This window comes from Amycolatopsis iheyensis (assembly GCF_024703995.1).
Taxonomy (GTDB): domain Bacteria; phylum Actinomycetota; class Actinomycetes; order Mycobacteriales; family Pseudonocardiaceae; genus Amycolatopsis; species Amycolatopsis iheyensis.
Genome location: NZ_JAMXQV010000027.1, coordinates 69,447 through 85,821, shown reverse-complemented (window position 1 = coordinate 85,821; position 16,375 = coordinate 69,447). Strand labels below are relative to the sequence as shown.

The window sequence follows — 16,375 nt, the reverse complement described above, 5'->3', positions numbered from 1 at the left end:
CCCACCTGGTACGGAAGGGAACACCATGCCGCGAGAACTGGCGACCGCCACCTGCAGAGTGTGCGAGGGGACGGTCCACGAGTTCCTCGACCTCGGGCGGCAGCCGCTGTCCGACGCGTTCCGGGAGCCGGACAGCGATGCCGCGGAGTTCTTCTTCCGGCTCGCCGTCGGGCGGTGCGAGTCGTGCGCGATGGTGCAGCTCACCGAGTCGGTGCCGCGCGAGAAGATGTTCCACGAGGACTACCCGTACCACTCGTCGGGGTCCTCGGTGATGCGGGAGCACTTCGCCGGTGTCGCGCGCCGGTTCCTCGAGACCGAGCTGACCGGGCCGGACCCGTTCATCGTCGAGATGGGCTGCAACGACGGCGTCATGCTGGGCACCATCCACCAGGCCGGGGTGCGCCACCTGGGGTTCGAGCCGTCCGGGCGGGTGGCCGAGCTGGCCCGCGCCGGCGGCGTCCGGGTGCGCACCGCGTTCTTCGAGGACTCGACGGCGTCGGAGGTCCGCGCGGCGGAAGGGCCGGCGCAGGTCATCTACGCGGCGAACACCATGTGCCACATCCCGTACCCGGACTCGATCTTCCGCGGGGTCGACGCGCTGCTGGCCCCGGACGGCGTGTTCGTGTTCGAAGACCCCTACCTCGGCGACCTGGTGACGAAGACGTCCTTCGACCAGATCTACGACGAGCACTTCTTCGTATTCAGCGCGCAGTCGGTGCAGGCCATGGCCCAGCACTACGGGTTCGAGCTGGTCGACGTCGAACGGCTGCCGGTGCACGGCGGCGAGATCCGGTACACGCTCGCGCGAGCCGGCAAACGCGAGCCCAGCGCCGCCGTCGCGGACCTGCTGGCCGAAGAGGACGCCCGCGGACTATCCGAAATGGAGACTCTGCGCGGCTTCGCGGCCAGCGTGCTGCGCGTGCGCGACGACCTCGTGGACCTGCTGGAGCGGCTGCGCAAGGACGGCTGCAGCGTGGTCGCCTACGGCGCCACGGCGAAGAGCGCCACCGTCACCAACTTCTGCGACATCGGGCCCGAGCTCCTGTCCTACGTCTGCGACAGCACGCCCGCCAAGCAGCACCGCATGACACCCGGCAAGCACATCCCGGTGGTCCCGCCGACGGCGTTCCGCGACCCCTACCCGGACTACGCGCTGCTGTTCGCGTGGAACCACGCCGAAGAGATCATGGCGAACGAGCAGGAGTTCCGGCGCTCGGGCGGGCGCTGGATCAGCTACGTGCCGAACGTCCGGGTGCTCTGAGGGATCGAGGGGGATATGCCGGAACACGACATCGCGCCGCAATCGCACAACGGCGCGGCCTTGCTGGACCCGGAACCGGAAAGACCGGCGACGCCACCTGGCGACCTGTCGGACGCGGTCAGCGCGCCCGGCCGGGAGCTGCTGGCCGTCCTGGCCCGGCACCTGCCGCGGATCCGCGCCGAGGCGGGACCGAACGACCGCGACGGCACGTTCCCCGCCGAGACGTTCCGCGCCTTCGGCGTCGACGGCGTGCTGGGCGCCACCGTGCCCGCCGAGCTCGGCGGGCTGGGGGTCAGCCGGCTGCACGACGTCGCGGTCGCGCTGCTGCGGGTCGCCGAGGCGGACGCCTCGACCGCGCTGGCCCTGCACGCCCAGCTCAGCCGCGGGATCACCTTGACCTACGAGTGGGAGCACGGCGCGCCGCCGACCCGGGCGCTGGCCGAACGGCTGCTGCGCGCGATGGCCCGCGGCGAGGCCGTGGTGTGCGGCGCGGTGAAGGACTTCGGCCGCGAGGTCACCCGGCTGCGTCCCGACGGCGCCGGCGGCTGGCTGCTGTCCGGCCGCAAGATGCTGGTGACGATGGCGCCGATCGCGACCCACTTCGTCGTCTCCGCCCAGGCGCCGATGGCCGGGGGAGAAACGCTGCTGTACGCGCCCATCGTGGCCAGGGACACCCCCGGGTTGTCTATTGTGGACGGCTGGAGCGGACTGGGCATGCGCGCGTCCGGCACGCTCGACATCGCCTTCGACGACTGCCCGGTGCCCGCCGGCGACGTGCTCGCGCGCGGCAGTGTCGGCGCGCACAGCGACGCCGCGCTCGCCGGGCAGGCGATCAGTTCCGTCGCCATGCTCGGCATCTACGCCGGTGTCGCCCAGGCCGCCCGCGACTTCACGGTGGACGCCGTCGCCCGGCGTTCGGCCGAGGCGCCCGCGGCGTCGCGCACCCTGGTCGCCGAGATCGAGGCGCGGCTGTACACGCTGAAGGCCACCGCGTCGGCGGCACTGGTCAACATCGACGAACTGTCCCCGCGGCTCGAGATGGATTCCGGCGAGCGCGGCCGGCGGATGATGACCCCGTTCCAGTGCGCCAAGGTCACGGTGAACCAGCTGGCGGCCGAGGTGGTCGACGACTGCGTGACCGTCGTCGGCGGGGCGACGTACGTGGCGGAGCACCCGCTGGCCCGGCTGTACCGGGACGTGCGGGCCGGCCGCTTCATGCAGCCCTACACCTACGCCGACGGGGTCGACTACCTCAGCGCGCAGGTGCTGGGCCTGGAGCGGGACAACAACTACGTGAGCCTGCGGGCCACCCGCCCGGCCGACAGCCGCTAGCGAGCCGACGATGCGCCCCAATGTGGCATTGGGTGCGTTGGACGCACCGAACGCCACATTGGGTGCGTTGGGCGCACCGAACGCCACATTGGGTGCGTTGGGCGCACCGAACGCCACATTGGGTGCGTTGGACGCACCCAACGCCACATTGGGGCGCTCCTCCATGTCTCGAAGGGATCCAGCATGACCATCGCGACGCGGCTGGCGGCGCGGGACGACACCCGCCTGCCCGCACGGCTGGCGCGGTCCCGGCGGGCCGTCGCGGCCGGCACGGGCCTGCGGACCGAGGACTTCGACGCCTGGCTCGCCGGCCGTGCGAAGGCCCACCGCTTCACCGTCGAGCGGGTGCCGCTCGAGAAGATCGAGGGCTGGTCGTTCGCCCCCGACGGCGGCAACCTCGGCCACCACAGCGGGCGCTTCTTCAGCGTCGAGGGGCTGCACGTGGTGATCGACGGCCACGAGTGGCAGCAGCCGATCATCGTGCAGCCGGAGGTGGGCATCCTCGGCATCCTCGCCAAGGAGTTCGACGGCGTCCTGCACTTCCTGATGCAGGCCAAGATGGAGCCGGGCAACCCGCACCTGCTGCAGCTTTCGCCGACCGTGCAGGCCACGCACAGCAACTACACCGGCGTGCACCGGGGCGCGCACGTGCGCTACCTCGAGTACTTCACGCGGGCGGCCCACGGCCGGGTGCTCGCCGACGTCCTGCAGTCGGAGCACGGCTCCTGGTTCCTGTGCAAGTCCAACCGCAACATGATCATCGAGACCTTCGACGACGTCCCGCCGGACGACGACTTCCGCTGGCTCACCCTGGGCCAGATCGGCGAGCTGATGCGCCGCGACAACGTCGTGAACATGGACGCGCGCAGCGTCCTCGCCTGCGCCCCGACGGCGCCGGCGGAGGCGAGCGCGGTGCGGTCCGACACGGAAATGCTGTCGTGGTTCACCAACGAGCGGGCCCGGCACGGCGTGCGGTCCAAGCGCATCCCGCTCACCGGCGTGCGCGACTGGGTGCGCACCGACGACCACATCCAGCACGTCGACCAGCGGTACTTCCGGGTCACCGGCGTGTCGGTCGAGGCGGGCAACCGCGAGGTGACCTCCTGGATGCAGCCGCTGTTCGAGCCGGTCGGGCTCGGGCTCTGCGCGTTCCTGGTCCGCCACTTCGGCGGCGTGCCGCACCTGCTGGTGCACGCGAGAGCCGAGGCCGGGCTCCTCGACACCGTCGAGCTCGGCCCGACCGTGCAGTGCACCCCGGACAACTACGTGCACCTCCCTGTCGGCGACTGGCCGCCGTTCCTCGAGTTCGTGCGCCGGGCCGGCGTGGACCGGATCCGGTACTCCGCGGTGCATTCCGACGAAGGCGGCCGGTTCCTCAACGCCGAAAGCCGGTACCTGCTCGTCGAAGCCGACGAGGCGGACGCGGGCACCGAACCCCCGCCCGGCTACGCCTGGGTGACCCCCGGACAGCTGAACTCCTTGGCCAGACACGGGCACTACCTCAACATGCAGGCGCGGACCCTGCTCGCGGTCGTCGGCCTGCTGAACGGTCTACTTTAGACTGGCGGACGCGGTCGCGGCGTAGGCGTCGACGCACCGCCGCAGAGCGTCCGCCAGCGGCACCCGCGGCTGCCACCCGGTGACCGCCCGGAACTTCGACGAGTCGATCGAGACGTTGTTCAGGTCGGTCGCCTTCGCGAAATCGGGCGGCGCCACGCAGACGACGGGTGCCGGCGGCCGCCCCAGGTGGTCGCCCACCAGTGCGGCGATCGTCCGCAGCACGTCGCCCAGCGGCACGCCCTGCCCGGTGCCGAGCAGCCAGTGCCGACCCGCGAGCGCGTCCGCGTGGTCGATCCCGGCGACGAAGGCGGCCGCGGCGTCGTGCACGTACAGCAGGTCGCGCTCGACCGTGCCGTCGTTCCAGAGCGTGAGCTCCTCGCCGGCGAAAGCCTTGCGCACCATGGTGGAGATCACGCCGCGGCCGGTGAGCCGGCCCCGCGGGCTGTCCCCGTAGACGGTGGGCAGCCGCAGGGAGACACCCCGGACCAGCCCGGCCGCCGTGGCCGCCTTGAGCAGCTGTTCCGCGGTGTGCTTCTGGACGTCGTAGGCGGTGGTGGGCCGGTCGGGTTCGCTGCCGTCCATGGGCATCCGCTCCGGCAGGCCAGCCTGCGAGGTGGAGCCGGCGAACACGATCACCGGCGGCCGCTCGCGGTTCCCGAGCAGCTCGACGACGTCGCGCAGCACGCCGACGTTCACCTGTTCGGCCGCCGCGTTGCCGTCGGCCGCCCGCCAGTCCGCGGTGTGCATCAGCAGGTGGACGACCGTGTCCACGCCGGCCAGCGCGGCTTCGAGCTCGGCGCGGGCCGTGAGGTCGGCGCGCACCACCTCGACCTCGGCCACGGCGCCGGCCGGCGCCGGCTGCGGCCGCCGTCCGACGGTGCGCAGCCGGATCGGCCGCCGGGCGAGGGCCTCGACGACCGCGGCGCCGACGAACCCCGAACCACCCAGCACCGCCACCAGCGGCCGGTGCTCGTCGCTCACCGCGGCACCGGGGCGGCGCGGTACAGGGCCTGCCAGTAGTAGCTCCAGGTGACCGAGCGCTCCTGCGCGACGCACTCCCAGCCCTCGCCGGGCCGGTACGCGGAGACGAACGCGGGCACCTTCGCCAGCACGGCTTCGCTGTCGTGGATGTCGATGACGTCCCGCAGCAGCCCGCTGCTGAGCGCCAGCTCCACGACCGCGGCGCCCTGCGAATGGCCGTCCAGCGACTTGTCGAGGTACTTGCCGACCGGGTTGTTGACGTAGAAGTGCGCGCAGGTCTCGTCGATGAGCGCGAGGTAGTCCCGCACGGTGTCGGGACTCATCTCGGCGAACGAGTCGACGTTCACGCACAGGTCGAAGCGGTGACCGCGCACCTGCTCGTCGATCTCGTCGATGCCGACGAACCGGATCTTCGCGAACTGCTCCGGCGTCAGCACGGTCCGCAGGTACCGGCGCGACAGCTCGAGGGTGTTCGGCAGGTCGATGATCGTGTACCCGGCGAGGTCGTGGTTGGACGCCATGGTGTGGCAGGTCCGGCCGTAGCCGGCGCCGATCTCGACGACCTGGGCGCCGTCGAGGGCGACGTTCGCCGCCATGACCTCGACCTCGTGCACCGCCTGCAGGTAGTCGAGGCAGACGGACTCGCCGTCGCACCGCACCGAATAGGGGTCGCCGACCTCGCGGTTGCGCGTGCGGCGCAACCGTTCCCGGTTCGCGGGGCTGAGCCGCATGCCGAGGGCGAAGGTGAGCGCCTTCAGGTACCGCACGCCGTTGGGGTGCGGGTTCCACAGCGCCAGCTTGAAGTTGACGCCGTTCGACTTGAACCCGGCGAGGTCGGCCACGGCCGCTTCGGTGATGTGCGCTTCGTTGATGTGCTCCCACTGCGCGCTCGGGCCGTACCGCCGGCGTACCGGCTGCGCCTGTTCGGTCATGGTTCATTTCCTACACCTGCCGCGGCGGGCCCGGCAGCCCGTAGCGTGAGTAGTTGTCGCTCGGTGCTCGGGTGTCGGGCTCGCTGCACATGGCCGCGCAGACCGGGACGCTGGTTTTGCGGGGTGCCGAGGTGCGTTGGACGTCGTGCGGCATCTTCTCGACGCGAGACCACGCGCGGCCCGCGCGGCATGTCGCTCGGTGCGCGAGTGAGCGCGGCCTCACCGGCAGCGGCCCGGCCGGGTCGTTCGCGCGGCCCGCGTGCCGTCAAGGTGAGGGATGGGGGCCGGGGCGTCCGCTTACTAGCCTTCGCTCACTGTCCGTTTTCTCCCGCGCAGGAAGGCAAAACCGGAGATGAAGATCGTCTTTTCGAGTCATCCCGGTTACGGCCACGCCTACCCGGTGCTGCCGCTGGCCATCGCCGCCCGGCAGGTCGGCCACGACGTCGTCTACGCCACCGGTGACCGGTTCCACCCGTTGCTGCGGGAGCTCGGCTTCCGCACCGCCGCGGTGGGCATGGGGATCCGCGAGGCCTTCGAGGTCGTCTTCGCCGAGTCGGGCGCCAAGCCCGGGGACCCGCCCGGCGACGACTGGCTCGAGCACCCGATCCGGGTGTTCAACGACGTGCTGCCCCGCCGGGTCGCCACCGACCTGCTGCCGGTGCTGCGGGCGGAGCGGCCCGACCTGGTGGTGTACCAGGCGGCCAACCCGGGTGCCGGCCTGGCCGCGCACAGCCTGGGCATTCCCGCCGTCTGCCACGCCCACGCCCGGGCGGAAGCACCCGACCGGGAGCGGCAGCGCGGCATGGAACTCTTGGCCGGGGTCGCCGGCGAGTTCGGCGTGACGCTGCCCGCGGGGGAGTACCTCCTCGGCGACCCGTACCTGGACATCTACCCGTCGTCGCTGCAGGAGGCGTCGTTCGTGGGCCGGCCGGAGCGTCGCCCGCTGCGCCCGACGCCGTACAGCGAACCCGGTGAGCTGCCCGCGATCGCGCTGGCCGAGCGGAAGCGGCCGCTGGTCTACCTGACGCTGGGCACCGTGGTCGGCACCGCGCCCGGCCTGCGCGCCGCCATCGACGGCTTGTCCACATTGGACGTCGAGGTCGTGGTGGCTGCGGGGCCGAACATCCCGGTGGCCGAGTTCGGCGGGCTGGCCCCGAACATCCACCTCGAGCGCTGGGTGCCGCAGGCGGAGCTGCTGACGATGGTGGACCTGGCCGTGCACCACGGCGGGGGCGGCACCACGCTCGGCGCGACGGCCGCCGGCGTGCCGCAGCTGTTCGTGCCGGTGGCCGGCGACGGCTTCCTCAACGCCGGCGCGGTGTCCGCCGCCGGGGCCGGGAAACGCCTGCTGCCCGAGGGAGTCACGCGGGGAGCGGAGCTCCGCCGCACGGACGTGGTGTCCGCGGCGTCGATCGGCGAGGCGGCGGCGGGACTGCTGACCGACCCCGACGCCCGCCAGGCCGCGAAGGCACTCGCCGAAGAGATCGCCGCCATGCCGAGCCCGGCGGACGTGGCCGCGGGGTTGCACGACTTCTGCTGAGGCCACCCGCCTCCGCAAGACCGCGTGTGGTGAATGACTCGTTCAGGTCGCCAGGCGACCTGAACGAGTCGTTCACCACGTTCGCACGGGTCAGACGCGGGTGATCGTGGCCAGCCAGGCCGGAATCCCGTCGGCGTACATCCGGTTGTCCAGGGTCGCGGCGTCGATCGAGTCGACCTGCCAGCCGTTCGCGAAGGTGGCCCGGATCTCGTCCTGGGTCACGCGCCGCGGGCCTGGGCCGGCCGGGTGGCGGTCGCTGTAGCAGAGCACGAACAGCCGGGCGCCCGGCGGCATGACGGTGGCCAGGTTGTCGGCGTAGCGCACCCGCTCGGGATCGCTGAAGACGTGGAACAGGCCGCTGTCGAGCACGGTGTCGAACTGTTCGCCCAGTTTGCCCAGTTCGAAGGCGTTCCCGACCTGGAACCGCGCGTCCAGGCCGCGGTCGCGGGCCTTGCCCCGCGCGGTCTCGATCGCCGTCTGCGCCGGGTCGATGCCGACGGCCGGCCGGCCGAGCGCCGCCGCCATGAGCGTGATTTCGCCGGTGCCGCAGCCGATTTCGAGCACCCGGCCGCGGAACGCGCCCGCTTCGGCGAGCTCGCGGATGGCCGGTTGCGGGCGTCCGGTGTCCCAGGGCGGCGTGTCGGTGGTGTACCAGTCGAAGGTGTCCGGCGCGACGGTCCCGGCCAGCCGGCCCGCCAGTCTTTCCAGGGTCTCGACGAGGTCCTTGATCTGGTCGGGTTGCTGGATCCCGGCCGCCGCGGCGAGCCGCTCGTCCACGGACGTCGCGGTCGGCGGCCGGCCCGAAGAATCCCCGGCCGATTCCGATTTTTCCGGGTCTTCGCCGAGTTCCATCAGCTTGCGCCCGAGTTCGTACAGTTCGAAGCCGTCCATGAGCGCAGTGTTCCCGACGCCTGACAGCACACGCAACCACGCATGTTGACGGCCCGTCCGGCAATCCGCCGGACGACTAGCAGTTTGCGGGATCCCCGGGCCCGCCCGCCGGTCATACCGTGTCCCGCATGGGTGTGAAACAGTCGGAACGGACACTGTCCCACTTCCTCGCCTACCTCGACGGGCTGCGCGAGCGCGGAGCCGTGCACTACGACGAGAAGATGAAGGCGTGGCACGTGCTCGGCTACCACGACACGCAGCGGGTGCAGACCGATCCGGTCACCTTCTCCTCCGAGGTCGCCCCGCTGGCGCCGAAGCAGAAGGACTTCGAGGAGTCCAACAAGGGCAACTTCGTGCGCGCGGACGACCCGCTGCACAAGCGGCTGCGCGGCATCGTCGGCAAGGCGTTCACCCCGCGGATGGTCGCCGACCTGGAGCCGCGCATCGCCGAGATGACCACCCAGCTGCTCGACGCCGCCGAGGAAAACGGCGACCGGTGGGACCTGGTGGAGCTGCTGGGCTACCCGTTGCCGTTCATGATCATGGCCGAGCTGCTCGGCATCCCCGAGAACGACCGCGCGTTCATCCGCAAGCTGTCGGACCGGTTCGTCGAGGTGCAGAGCTACGAACCGGACGGCTCGATGGACAAGCAGGGCGAAGACGCGATCAACAACGTCGCGCCGCTGCTGCGTGAGCTGAACCAGTACCTGATGGAAATCCTCCGCGCCGCCCGCAGGAACCCCCGCGACGACCTCGCCGGGCGGCTCATGACGGTCGAGGCCGACGGCGTGCGGCTGGACGAGGACGAGGCCCTCGGGTTCCTCAACCTGCTGGTGGCCGGCCACCACACGACGACGGCCGCGCTCGGCAACACGCTGCTGGCGCTGCACGAGAACCCCGGGCTGTGGGAGGAGCTGCGAGCCGACCCGGCGCTGATCCCGGGCGCGATCGAGGAGTCGGTGCGGTTCCGGCCGCCGTTCCCGCGCTCGGCCCGGCGCACGACGAAGGACGTCGAGCTCGGCGGGCAGACGATCCCCGCCGAGTCGATCGTGCTGATCTGGCTGACCACGGCCAACCGCGACGAAAGCGTGTTCACCGACCCGAACCGGTTCGACATCCACCGCAAGCCCAACCCGCACCTCTCGTTCGGCAAGGGCATCCACCACTGCCTGGGCGCGCCGCTGGCCCGGCTCGAGACGCGGGTCGCGCTGCGCACCCTGATGGACCGCTACCGCGAGATCCGCGTCCGCGAGGACGTGCCGGTCGGCCTCCGCAACCCGTGGACGATGATCGGCGTCACCCAGCTGCCCGTCCAGGTCTTCCGGCGCTGAGCGGCGCATCCGCCACGTTGACGGATTCACGCGGGACCTGTTGCCAGTGCTGGAGAACGGCGGTTACGTTCCCGGCATGAAGGCGATCGTGTATACGACGACCGGGAACCGTGACGTCCTGCAGCTCGTCGAGCGCCCGGTGCCCGAGCCGGGCCCCGGCGAGGTCCGGGTCCGGGTCGTGGTGTCCGGGGTGAACCACTCCGACTGGAAGGCCCGCGAGTTCGGGCACCGGGGTGGGGCCCTGATGTACCCCGAGGTGGTGCCGCACCACGACGGTGGCGGCGTGGTCGACGCCGTCGGGGAGGGCGTCGACCCGAGCCGGGTCGGACAGCGGGTGTGGGTCTGGGAAGCGGCGTACAAGCGTCCACAAGGGACGGCCGCCGAATACACCGTCGTCCCGTCCCGCAACGCGGTTCCGTTGCCGGACAACGTGACTTTCGAGACCGGCGCGAGCCTCGGCCTGCGTGCCGTGGCCGCGCACCGCTGCCTGCTCGCGGGCCAGAACGCGCCGGCCCGCCTGGAGCGCGGCTCGCTGGCGGGGTCCACGGTGCTCGTCGCCGGTGGCGCCGGCGGGGTGGGCCAGGCCGCGATCCAGCTCGGCGCCTGGGCCGGGGCGACGGTGCTCGCGACGGTCAGCAGCCCGGAGAAGGCGAAGCTGGCGCTGGCGGCCGGGGCGGCGCACACCGTCGACTACCGGTCGGACACGGTCGTCGAGGACATCCGCGCGCTGGCCCCGGACGGCGTCGACCTGCTGGTCGAGGTGGCGGCGACGGCGAACATCGACACCGGCATCGAAGTACTGGCCCCGAACGGCACGATTGCCGCGTACGGCACCGAAGGCGACGCCGTGCTGGCGTTCCCGACCCGCAAGACGATCGGGCGCAACCTGCGCTTCCAGTTCGTGATGGTGATGACGATGCCCGCGGCGGACAAGGACCGCGCGTCGGCCGACGTCTCGCGGGCGGCGGCCGAAGGGGCGATCGCGGCGGGCGAGGAGGTCGGCCTGCCGCTGCACCGGTTCCCGCTGGAGCGAACGGGTGACGCGCAGGACGCCGTGCAGAATGGCGTCGTCGGCAAGGTGCTGGTCGACGTGAGTGAGCCGGCGTCCTGACCGGTTCGAAACCCCAGGCAACCATGAAGGCGAGTGGTGAAGTGCGGATCCTCGGCGTTTCCGGGTCGCTGCGCAAGGAGTCGTTGAACTCCCGGCTCCTGGCGGCGGTCCGGCCGTTGGCCCCGGAGGGCATGACGATCGAAGTCTTCGACGGGCTCGGCGACCTGCCGCTGTACAACGGGGATCTGGACACCCGCGAGGGCGGCCCGGCCCCGGTGCAGCGGTGGCGGGAAGCCGTGCGTGCGGCGGACGGCCTGCTGATCGTCACCCCGGAGTACAACAGCTCGATCCCCGGCGTGCTCAAGAACGCGGTGGACTGGGTGTCCCGCCCGATGGTGAACGCGGCCCTGCACGGCAAGAGCGTCGTGACGATGGTGGCGACCCCGGGCCGCGGCCTGGGCCGCAACGTGCTGACGGACCTGGGCCGCGTCCTGCACGACTGCCACGCCCACGTGGTGAGCGGCCCCTGGGTGGTCCTCACGGAGGCCGACGGCAAGCTGGTGGACGCGGAGGACGAGCAGGGCTTCGTCCCGGCGATCACGGACCCGATGACGGTGCGCATCGCGTCGTTCCAGCTGACCGCGCTGGCGGCGGCGGTGGAGGCGGGCGCCGGCGAGCACGCCGTGGCGCCGCTGCGGGCGTTCATGGCCGCGGGAAGGCAGCAGCGCAAGAGCTGACCGGGCGCCGGATCGGCCCGGACCAAACCGAAAGCCCACCCCGTTCCTCCCGGAACGGGTGGGCTTTCGGCGTGCGGGGTGGCTACTTGTCCTGGCGGCCGTCGAACTTCGCGCGGCTCGGCGCACCCGAGGTGGTCGTGGCGGGCCCGCGCGTCAGGGCGACGTCGGCCGCCCCGGCGTCGCGGCCGCGGACCTCGACGCCCGGGTGCTGCCGTCGGCAGGCGTCGGCGAGCCGGGTCGCGGCTGTCGGCGAGGATGCAGACGGTGAGCGTCGCCGACCCGGCCGCCGTGGCTACTTGTCCTGGCGGCCGTCGAACTTCGCGCGGCCCGCTTCCTCGGTCAGGGTGATCAGCTCCGCGCAGCGGCTCGCCGCCGCCAGCGCGTCCCGCTCGCCGGTGCGCGTGAACGTCTCGGTCGCGGTGTCCGCGAACTTGATCACGTGCTCGTCGCCCTGGTCGATCGCCAGTGCCATGGTGTCCTCGATCGTCGAGGGACCGTTGAGGTGGGGGCCGAGGTTCTCGCGCTCCGCCGCGTCCGGGGGCGTGCACGCCGCCGTCAGGGCCGCCGTCGCCTGCCAGGCCGAGTCCAGGCTCGGGATCCACAGCTCACGCGGCAGGGCGGGCAGCGTGCGCATCACGGCCGTCGGCGCCGTCGACGCGTGGACCAGCATCACCGCGTGGCCGTGGCCGTAGCTCAGGTAACGCAGCACCGTGGCGTCGATCAGCTGGGTCAGCACCCCGGGCACCTGCTCGGGGTCGTCGGCGTCCCGCAGGCCGCCGAGCGCCGTCTGCCACCCTTCGGTGGTCGGGAGCTGGCTCAGCCGGTACGGGACGCCCTTCTGCTGGTCCGGCACCGACGGCACGCCGGCCAGGGCTTCGGCCGGCTTCAGCGAGCCGGCGCGGCGGGTCGGGTCGCCGGCCACCGGCGTGAAGCACGCCGCCCAGTAGCCCAGCGAGTCGGCCAGCTCGGTCACGTACGGCTTGACGTCCACCGGCCCCGGTCCCGCTTCGGCCGCCAGCAGCGCGTGGATCACGTGCCCGACCCGGATCGCGCCGTGCGCCGTGCCGCCGGAGATGCCGGGCATCAGCCGCGGCCACCACTTCGCCAGCACTTCCCGCCAGGGCAGCTCGGCGACCTCGCGGTGCAGGTACGTCGTCCAGTCCGCCACGTGCTTCAGGTCGCCGAGGCGCTCTTGCCAGTCTTCCTCGGTCACCGGGTCGAAGCCGCGCGGCGGTTCCTCCAGGCGCTTCGTGTAGTTGTCGATCCACCGGTGGACGGTGTCGCCGTGTCCGTGCCGGATCATGGCTTCGACGGCCATCGGCCCGTGGTTGCTGAGATGGTGGCCACCCCACTCCGGTCCCGTGGCGTGGAACCGCTCGTAGGCCTCCATCAGGACCGACTCGTTGTCACTCATTCGGGGTTCTCCAAGCAGATTGCCGGACTGGTGTTCACCCTTTCCGGACAGTAGGTCCGGCGGGAGGCCCGCACTATCCCCGACGTTGGTAGTGGCCCGGGTTGATCGCTTTGCCGACTTTTTACCGATGCCTTGTCAGGGTGGGGGATGGCTGGGACGCGTCCCGAGGGCACTGTGAGTGGCCGGCGATTTGTCCGATTCGCCGTCACGTCAACCCCCGGGGAGAATCATGTCCGTTCTTGTCATCGGCGCGTACGGCACGGTCGGCAGCCAAGTGGTGGAAGGTCTGTTGTCCGCGGGAATCCCGGTCCGCGGCACCAGCCGGAGACCGAGACCCGGGGCGGTGCCGGACGGCGTCGAAATCAGCCGGTTCGACGCGGCCGAACCGGAAACGTGGCCCGCCGTGCTCGACGGCGTGCGAAAAGTCTTCCTCTACGCCAATCCGGACGGCCTGGCCGAGTTCGCCCGCGCGGCGCGTGCGGCTGGTGTAGACCACATCGTGCTGCTCTCTTCGGCCGCCGTGGTCGAGCCCGCCGCCCGGCACAGCGCGAGCGCGAAGCTGCACGCGGCGGTGGAGACGGCGGTGCGGGAGTCCGGCCTCGCGTGGACGTTCCTGCGCCCGACCACCTTCGCCGGCCTGCAGCTCCGCTGGGCGCCGGCGATCCGCGCCGGTGAGGTGCTGCGGATCCCGTTCCCGCGGGTCTGCACCGCCTCGATCCACGAGCGCGACATCGCCGACGTCGCGGTCCGCGCCCTGGCCGGCGCGGGCCACGAAGGGCAGGCGTACTGGCTGACCGGGCCACAGGCCCTGGCCCAGCAGGAGTACATCGACGCGATCGGCGCGGTGCTCGGCCGGTCGATCGACGTCGTCGAGCTGGCGGAGGACGACTGCGAGCCGAAGCTCTCGCCGTCCTTCGTCCGGACCATGACCGAGCTCATGAAGGCCCCGTGCGTGGTGACGTCCGCGGTCGAGGACGTCACCGGCGCACCGGCCCGCTCCTTCCGGCAGTGGGCCGAAGACCACGTGAAGGAGTTCAGCTGATCAGCTAGTACTGACCGGCCACGTCGAGGCTTTCCCGCCCCACCAGCTGCTTCCACATGACCGCGAGCTCGATGCGCGACTTGGCGCCCAGCTTCTGGAAGATCTTGCGGAGGTGGAAGGCGACGGTGTGGCGGGAGAGGAACATCTTGCCGGCGACCTCGGCGTTGGTGAGCCCACCGGCCACCAGCTCGGCCACCGCGTACTCGGTGTCGGTCAGCACCGGGATCCGGCTCCGCGGCCAGAACCGCTTCGCGGCCATGGAGGTGTCGTGCCGCCGGAGTTTGCTGCGGACGCGGGACGAGTCACGAGGCGAGCCCGCGTCCGCGTACGAGCGCATGGCCGTCTCGTAGTGCGCGCACGCCACCTGGAACTCGCCGGACTCCTCGGAGAGCAGGTCGCCGATGTCCTCGTTCGCCGAAGCGCGGGTCCAGGCGTCGCAGTCGGCGGCGGCGGCCTGCTGCAGCAGGCTGACGTCCCGGTCCAGCAACGCTTCGAGGTGCAGCGCGGCGGCCGCGATGGCCGGGATCTCCGGGTTCTCCGCGGCGAGCGTGACCGCGCACCGGCGGCTGCGCTCGGCGGTCTCCCGGTCGTCGGCCCGCAGCAGGATCCGGACGAGGAACGACCCCGCGGTCGGCTCGGCCAGCAGCAGGCCCCGGCTCGAGGAATCGGATTCGAGCAAGCCGCGGGCGAGTGGCACCGCGACCTCCCAGCCCTTTTCCGCCTCGATGATCTGGACGACGAGCCACGCCGGCGAGTCCCAGGGAAAGGTCTTGCGGCCGAAGAGCACGTCCCGGCCGAAGAGCACGTCTTCCTTGAGCTGGTTGGCGTGGTGGATCATCGCGGCGAGCTCACCGCGGCGCATCGCGATGACCGCTCGGACCATGTTCCCGACCGAGGCCCACGACGCGAGCCGCGGGTCGCTGGTCACGACCATGCCCGCGTCGCACAGGTCGGCGGCCTCGTCGATGCGTCCTTCGCAGAGCGCGATCTTGGCCCTGACCAGCGACGTCACCGCGTTGATGGCCGGGTCGTCGGCGATCGAGGCGGCCCGGCACACCGCGTGCCGCGCCTCGTCGATCCGCCGGAGGTTGGTCAGCAGCAGCGCCAGCTGCAGGCTCGCCAGCGCGGTGCAGTGTGCGCTGCCCTGCCGGCACCTCGTCACCGCCGCTGCCTCGGCCAGCGAGACGGCGGCGGCGACGTCCCCTTCCAGCCACACCGAACCGGCCGTGTGCAGGATTTCGATGTTTATGCAATTATGGTTTGAAAAGCATGACTCGTTGAGCTCCATAATGCCCATCGAACCCCCAGAATTCTTAAGGCACATTTAAGGTATCGGACAGAGGCAGTCTTCTGCCCCGGCCCGATTCATAAAACAATCCCAAAGAGATTGTGCCGAATTTCCATGGTCACCCCAGTCGTGACCGACGATACCTCATCGTTGAGCTATGTCAAGGTGACGCAGAGTCGTGTGGTCGACATTGATTTCCCTTGAGTTAGACGGGGTGCCGACACCGGGCAATAATCCGAATAGGTGATGACCCTCGGTGGGGTACACCGTCGAAACCGCCAACCGGGCGAAAAACACCGGACGTCGATCACACCCGGCTCATCGGATGGCTGCGGGCCGGGGTTCGGACACTGTCAGCTCGGGTAGTTGCCGCCGCCCTCGCGGGGTTGCGACGATAACGCCCAAAGCAGGCGTCGCCGGCGTCCGGCCCACGTGCGGTGTCACCGCAGCTCAACGGGTCGGCGCGGGGGTGCCGGTGGCCGGGACCCGGACGCCGGTGGCCGTGCCCCGCTCCGGTGGCGCGGGCCGGCCGGCGACCTGCCGTCCGGGGAGGGGACGGACCGGGCCTGGCTCGCGTGGGTGAGCCCCTGCCGGGTGATCCGCGCCGTCGCCGGCCCCCGGCGACCCACCGGCCGCCGGCCCGGGTGCGAGCCGTCGGCGGGCACCTCGATTCGGAAAGTAAAGGAAAGAACAGTGGGCTCCTGGCTGAGTGACCTATACCGTCGGTGGGCCCGGCTCGCCGCATTGCTCCAGTCGAATACTCCGAATGGGGTGGCGGAATTCGCCTGCTGCGCGTTACCTGCTTTTTACATGTACGGCCTGCCGGTTACTCCGAGCGGCGCCGAACGGCGGCACCGGGTTCTTTTCGCGCCGAACGTCGAGGTCGACATCGACGGACTGTGGCTGCTCGACGACGCAGAATAGCGGCGGCCCGGCCCCCGGCCGGGCGCAGCGCCGTGACCGGGGCCCGGGGCCGGCTGTGCCGAGCGAGGGCCGGGGGCTTCGCCACCCCGGA

14 protein-coding genes and 1 pseudogene are annotated in these 16,375 nt (G+C 71.4%); 10 read left to right on the top strand and 5 right to left on the bottom strand.

Annotated features, from left to right (window positions below):
- Positions 1-25: 25 nt before the first annotated feature.
- The 3 genes from M8542_RS38645 (at position 26) to M8542_RS38635 (ending at position 4,153) form a co-directional block, all read left to right on the top strand.
- Entirely contained in the window at positions 26-1,261 is a 1,236-nt protein-coding gene (locus M8542_RS38645) for a class I SAM-dependent methyltransferase (protein WP_257925317.1), read from the top strand.
- Positions 1,262-1,276: 15 nt separating this feature from the next.
- Positions 1,277-2,593, top strand: a complete 1,317-nt coding sequence (gene rubN8, locus M8542_RS38640; RefSeq protein WP_257925316.1) for an amino sugar nitrososynthase RubN8 — start codon at positions 1,277-1,279, stop codon at positions 2,591-2,593.
- 183 nt (positions 2,594-2,776) lie between these two features.
- Positions 2,777-4,153 carry an NDP-hexose 2,3-dehydratase family protein gene (locus M8542_RS38635; protein WP_257925315.1) on the top strand — a complete coding sequence of 459 codons (1,377 nt, stop codon included), beginning with the start codon at positions 2,777-2,779 and terminating at the stop codon, positions 4,151-4,153.
- Here the strand turns inward: M8542_RS38635 and M8542_RS38630 are convergent.
- Both M8542_RS38630 and M8542_RS38625 read right to left on the bottom strand, forming a co-directional pair.
- Positions 4,145-5,134, bottom strand: coding sequence for an NAD-dependent epimerase/dehydratase family protein (locus tag M8542_RS38630; protein WP_257925314.1), 990 nt, complete (start codon positions 5,132-5,134; stop codon positions 4,145-4,147). The genes M8542_RS38635 and M8542_RS38630 overlap by 9 nt on opposite strands.
- On the bottom strand, positions 5,131-6,066 hold the full coding sequence (locus M8542_RS38625; protein ID WP_257925313.1) for a putative sugar O-methyltransferase: 936 nt from the start codon (positions 6,064-6,066) through the stop codon (positions 5,131-5,133). The genes M8542_RS38630 and M8542_RS38625 overlap by 4 nt, the downstream gene beginning before the upstream one ends.
- A 62-nt stretch (positions 6,067-6,128) precedes the next feature.
- On the opposite strand from M8542_RS38625, the pseudogene M8542_RS38620 reads away from it, so the two are divergent.
- Positions 6,129-6,251: pseudogene (locus tag M8542_RS38620) on the top strand (adenosylhomocysteinase); the annotation flags it as partial.
- A gap of 167 nt (positions 6,252-6,418) precedes the next feature.
- Positions 6,419-7,606: a glycosyltransferase gene (locus tag M8542_RS50125; RefSeq protein ID WP_276587679.1), complete on the top strand. Its 1,188-nt coding sequence runs from the start codon at positions 6,419-6,421 to the stop codon at positions 7,604-7,606.
- Between the two features lie 90 nt (positions 7,607-7,696).
- On the opposite strand, the gene M8542_RS38610 is transcribed toward M8542_RS50125, so the two are convergent.
- Entirely contained in the window at positions 7,697-8,497 is an 801-nt protein-coding gene (locus M8542_RS38610; RefSeq protein WP_257925312.1) for a class I SAM-dependent methyltransferase, read from the bottom strand.
- A 128-nt stretch (positions 8,498-8,625) separates the two neighbouring features.
- Between M8542_RS38610 and M8542_RS38605 the strand changes: the two genes are divergently transcribed.
- The 3 genes from M8542_RS38605 (at position 8,626) to M8542_RS38595 (ending at position 11,616) form a co-directional block, all read left to right on the top strand.
- Positions 8,626-9,828, top strand: a complete 1,203-nt coding sequence (locus M8542_RS38605; RefSeq protein WP_257925311.1) for a cytochrome P450 — start codon at positions 8,626-8,628, stop codon at positions 9,826-9,828.
- Positions 9,829-9,904: 76 nt separating this feature from the next.
- Positions 9,905-10,939 (top strand): NADPH:quinone reductase, encoded by a 1,035-nt coding sequence (locus tag M8542_RS38600; RefSeq protein ID WP_257925310.1) that lies wholly within the window; start codon positions 9,905-9,907, stop codon positions 10,937-10,939.
- 23 nt (positions 10,940-10,962) lie between these two features.
- A complete protein-coding gene (locus M8542_RS38595) occupies positions 10,963-11,616 on the top strand; it encodes an NAD(P)H-dependent oxidoreductase (protein WP_257925309.1) in 654 nt (217 codons plus the stop codon).
- Positions 11,617-11,908: 292 nt separating this feature from the next.
- On the opposite strand, the gene M8542_RS38590 is transcribed toward M8542_RS38595, so the two are convergent.
- Positions 11,909-13,030, bottom strand: a complete 1,122-nt coding sequence (locus tag M8542_RS38590) for a questin oxidase family protein (RefSeq protein WP_257925308.1) — start codon at positions 13,028-13,030, stop codon at positions 11,909-11,911.
- A 229-nt stretch (positions 13,031-13,259) separates the two neighbouring features.
- On the opposite strand from M8542_RS38590, the gene M8542_RS38585 reads away from it, so the two are divergent.
- Positions 13,260-14,072 (top strand): SDR family oxidoreductase, encoded by an 813-nt coding sequence (locus tag M8542_RS38585; protein WP_257925307.1) that lies wholly within the window; start codon positions 13,260-13,262, stop codon positions 14,070-14,072.
- 4 nt (positions 14,073-14,076) lie between these two features.
- Here the strand turns inward: M8542_RS38585 and M8542_RS38580 are convergent, their stop codons facing one another.
- Positions 14,077-15,288 (bottom strand): response regulator transcription factor, encoded by a 1,212-nt coding sequence (locus tag M8542_RS38580; protein ID WP_257925306.1) that lies wholly within the window; start codon positions 15,286-15,288, stop codon positions 14,077-14,079.
- Between the two features lie 843 nt (positions 15,289-16,131).
- Here M8542_RS38580 and M8542_RS38575 point away from each other — a divergent pair.
- Entirely contained in the window at positions 16,132-16,284 is a 153-nt protein-coding gene (locus tag M8542_RS38575) for a hypothetical protein (protein WP_257925305.1), read from the top strand.
- Positions 16,285-16,375: the final 91 nt, after the last annotated feature.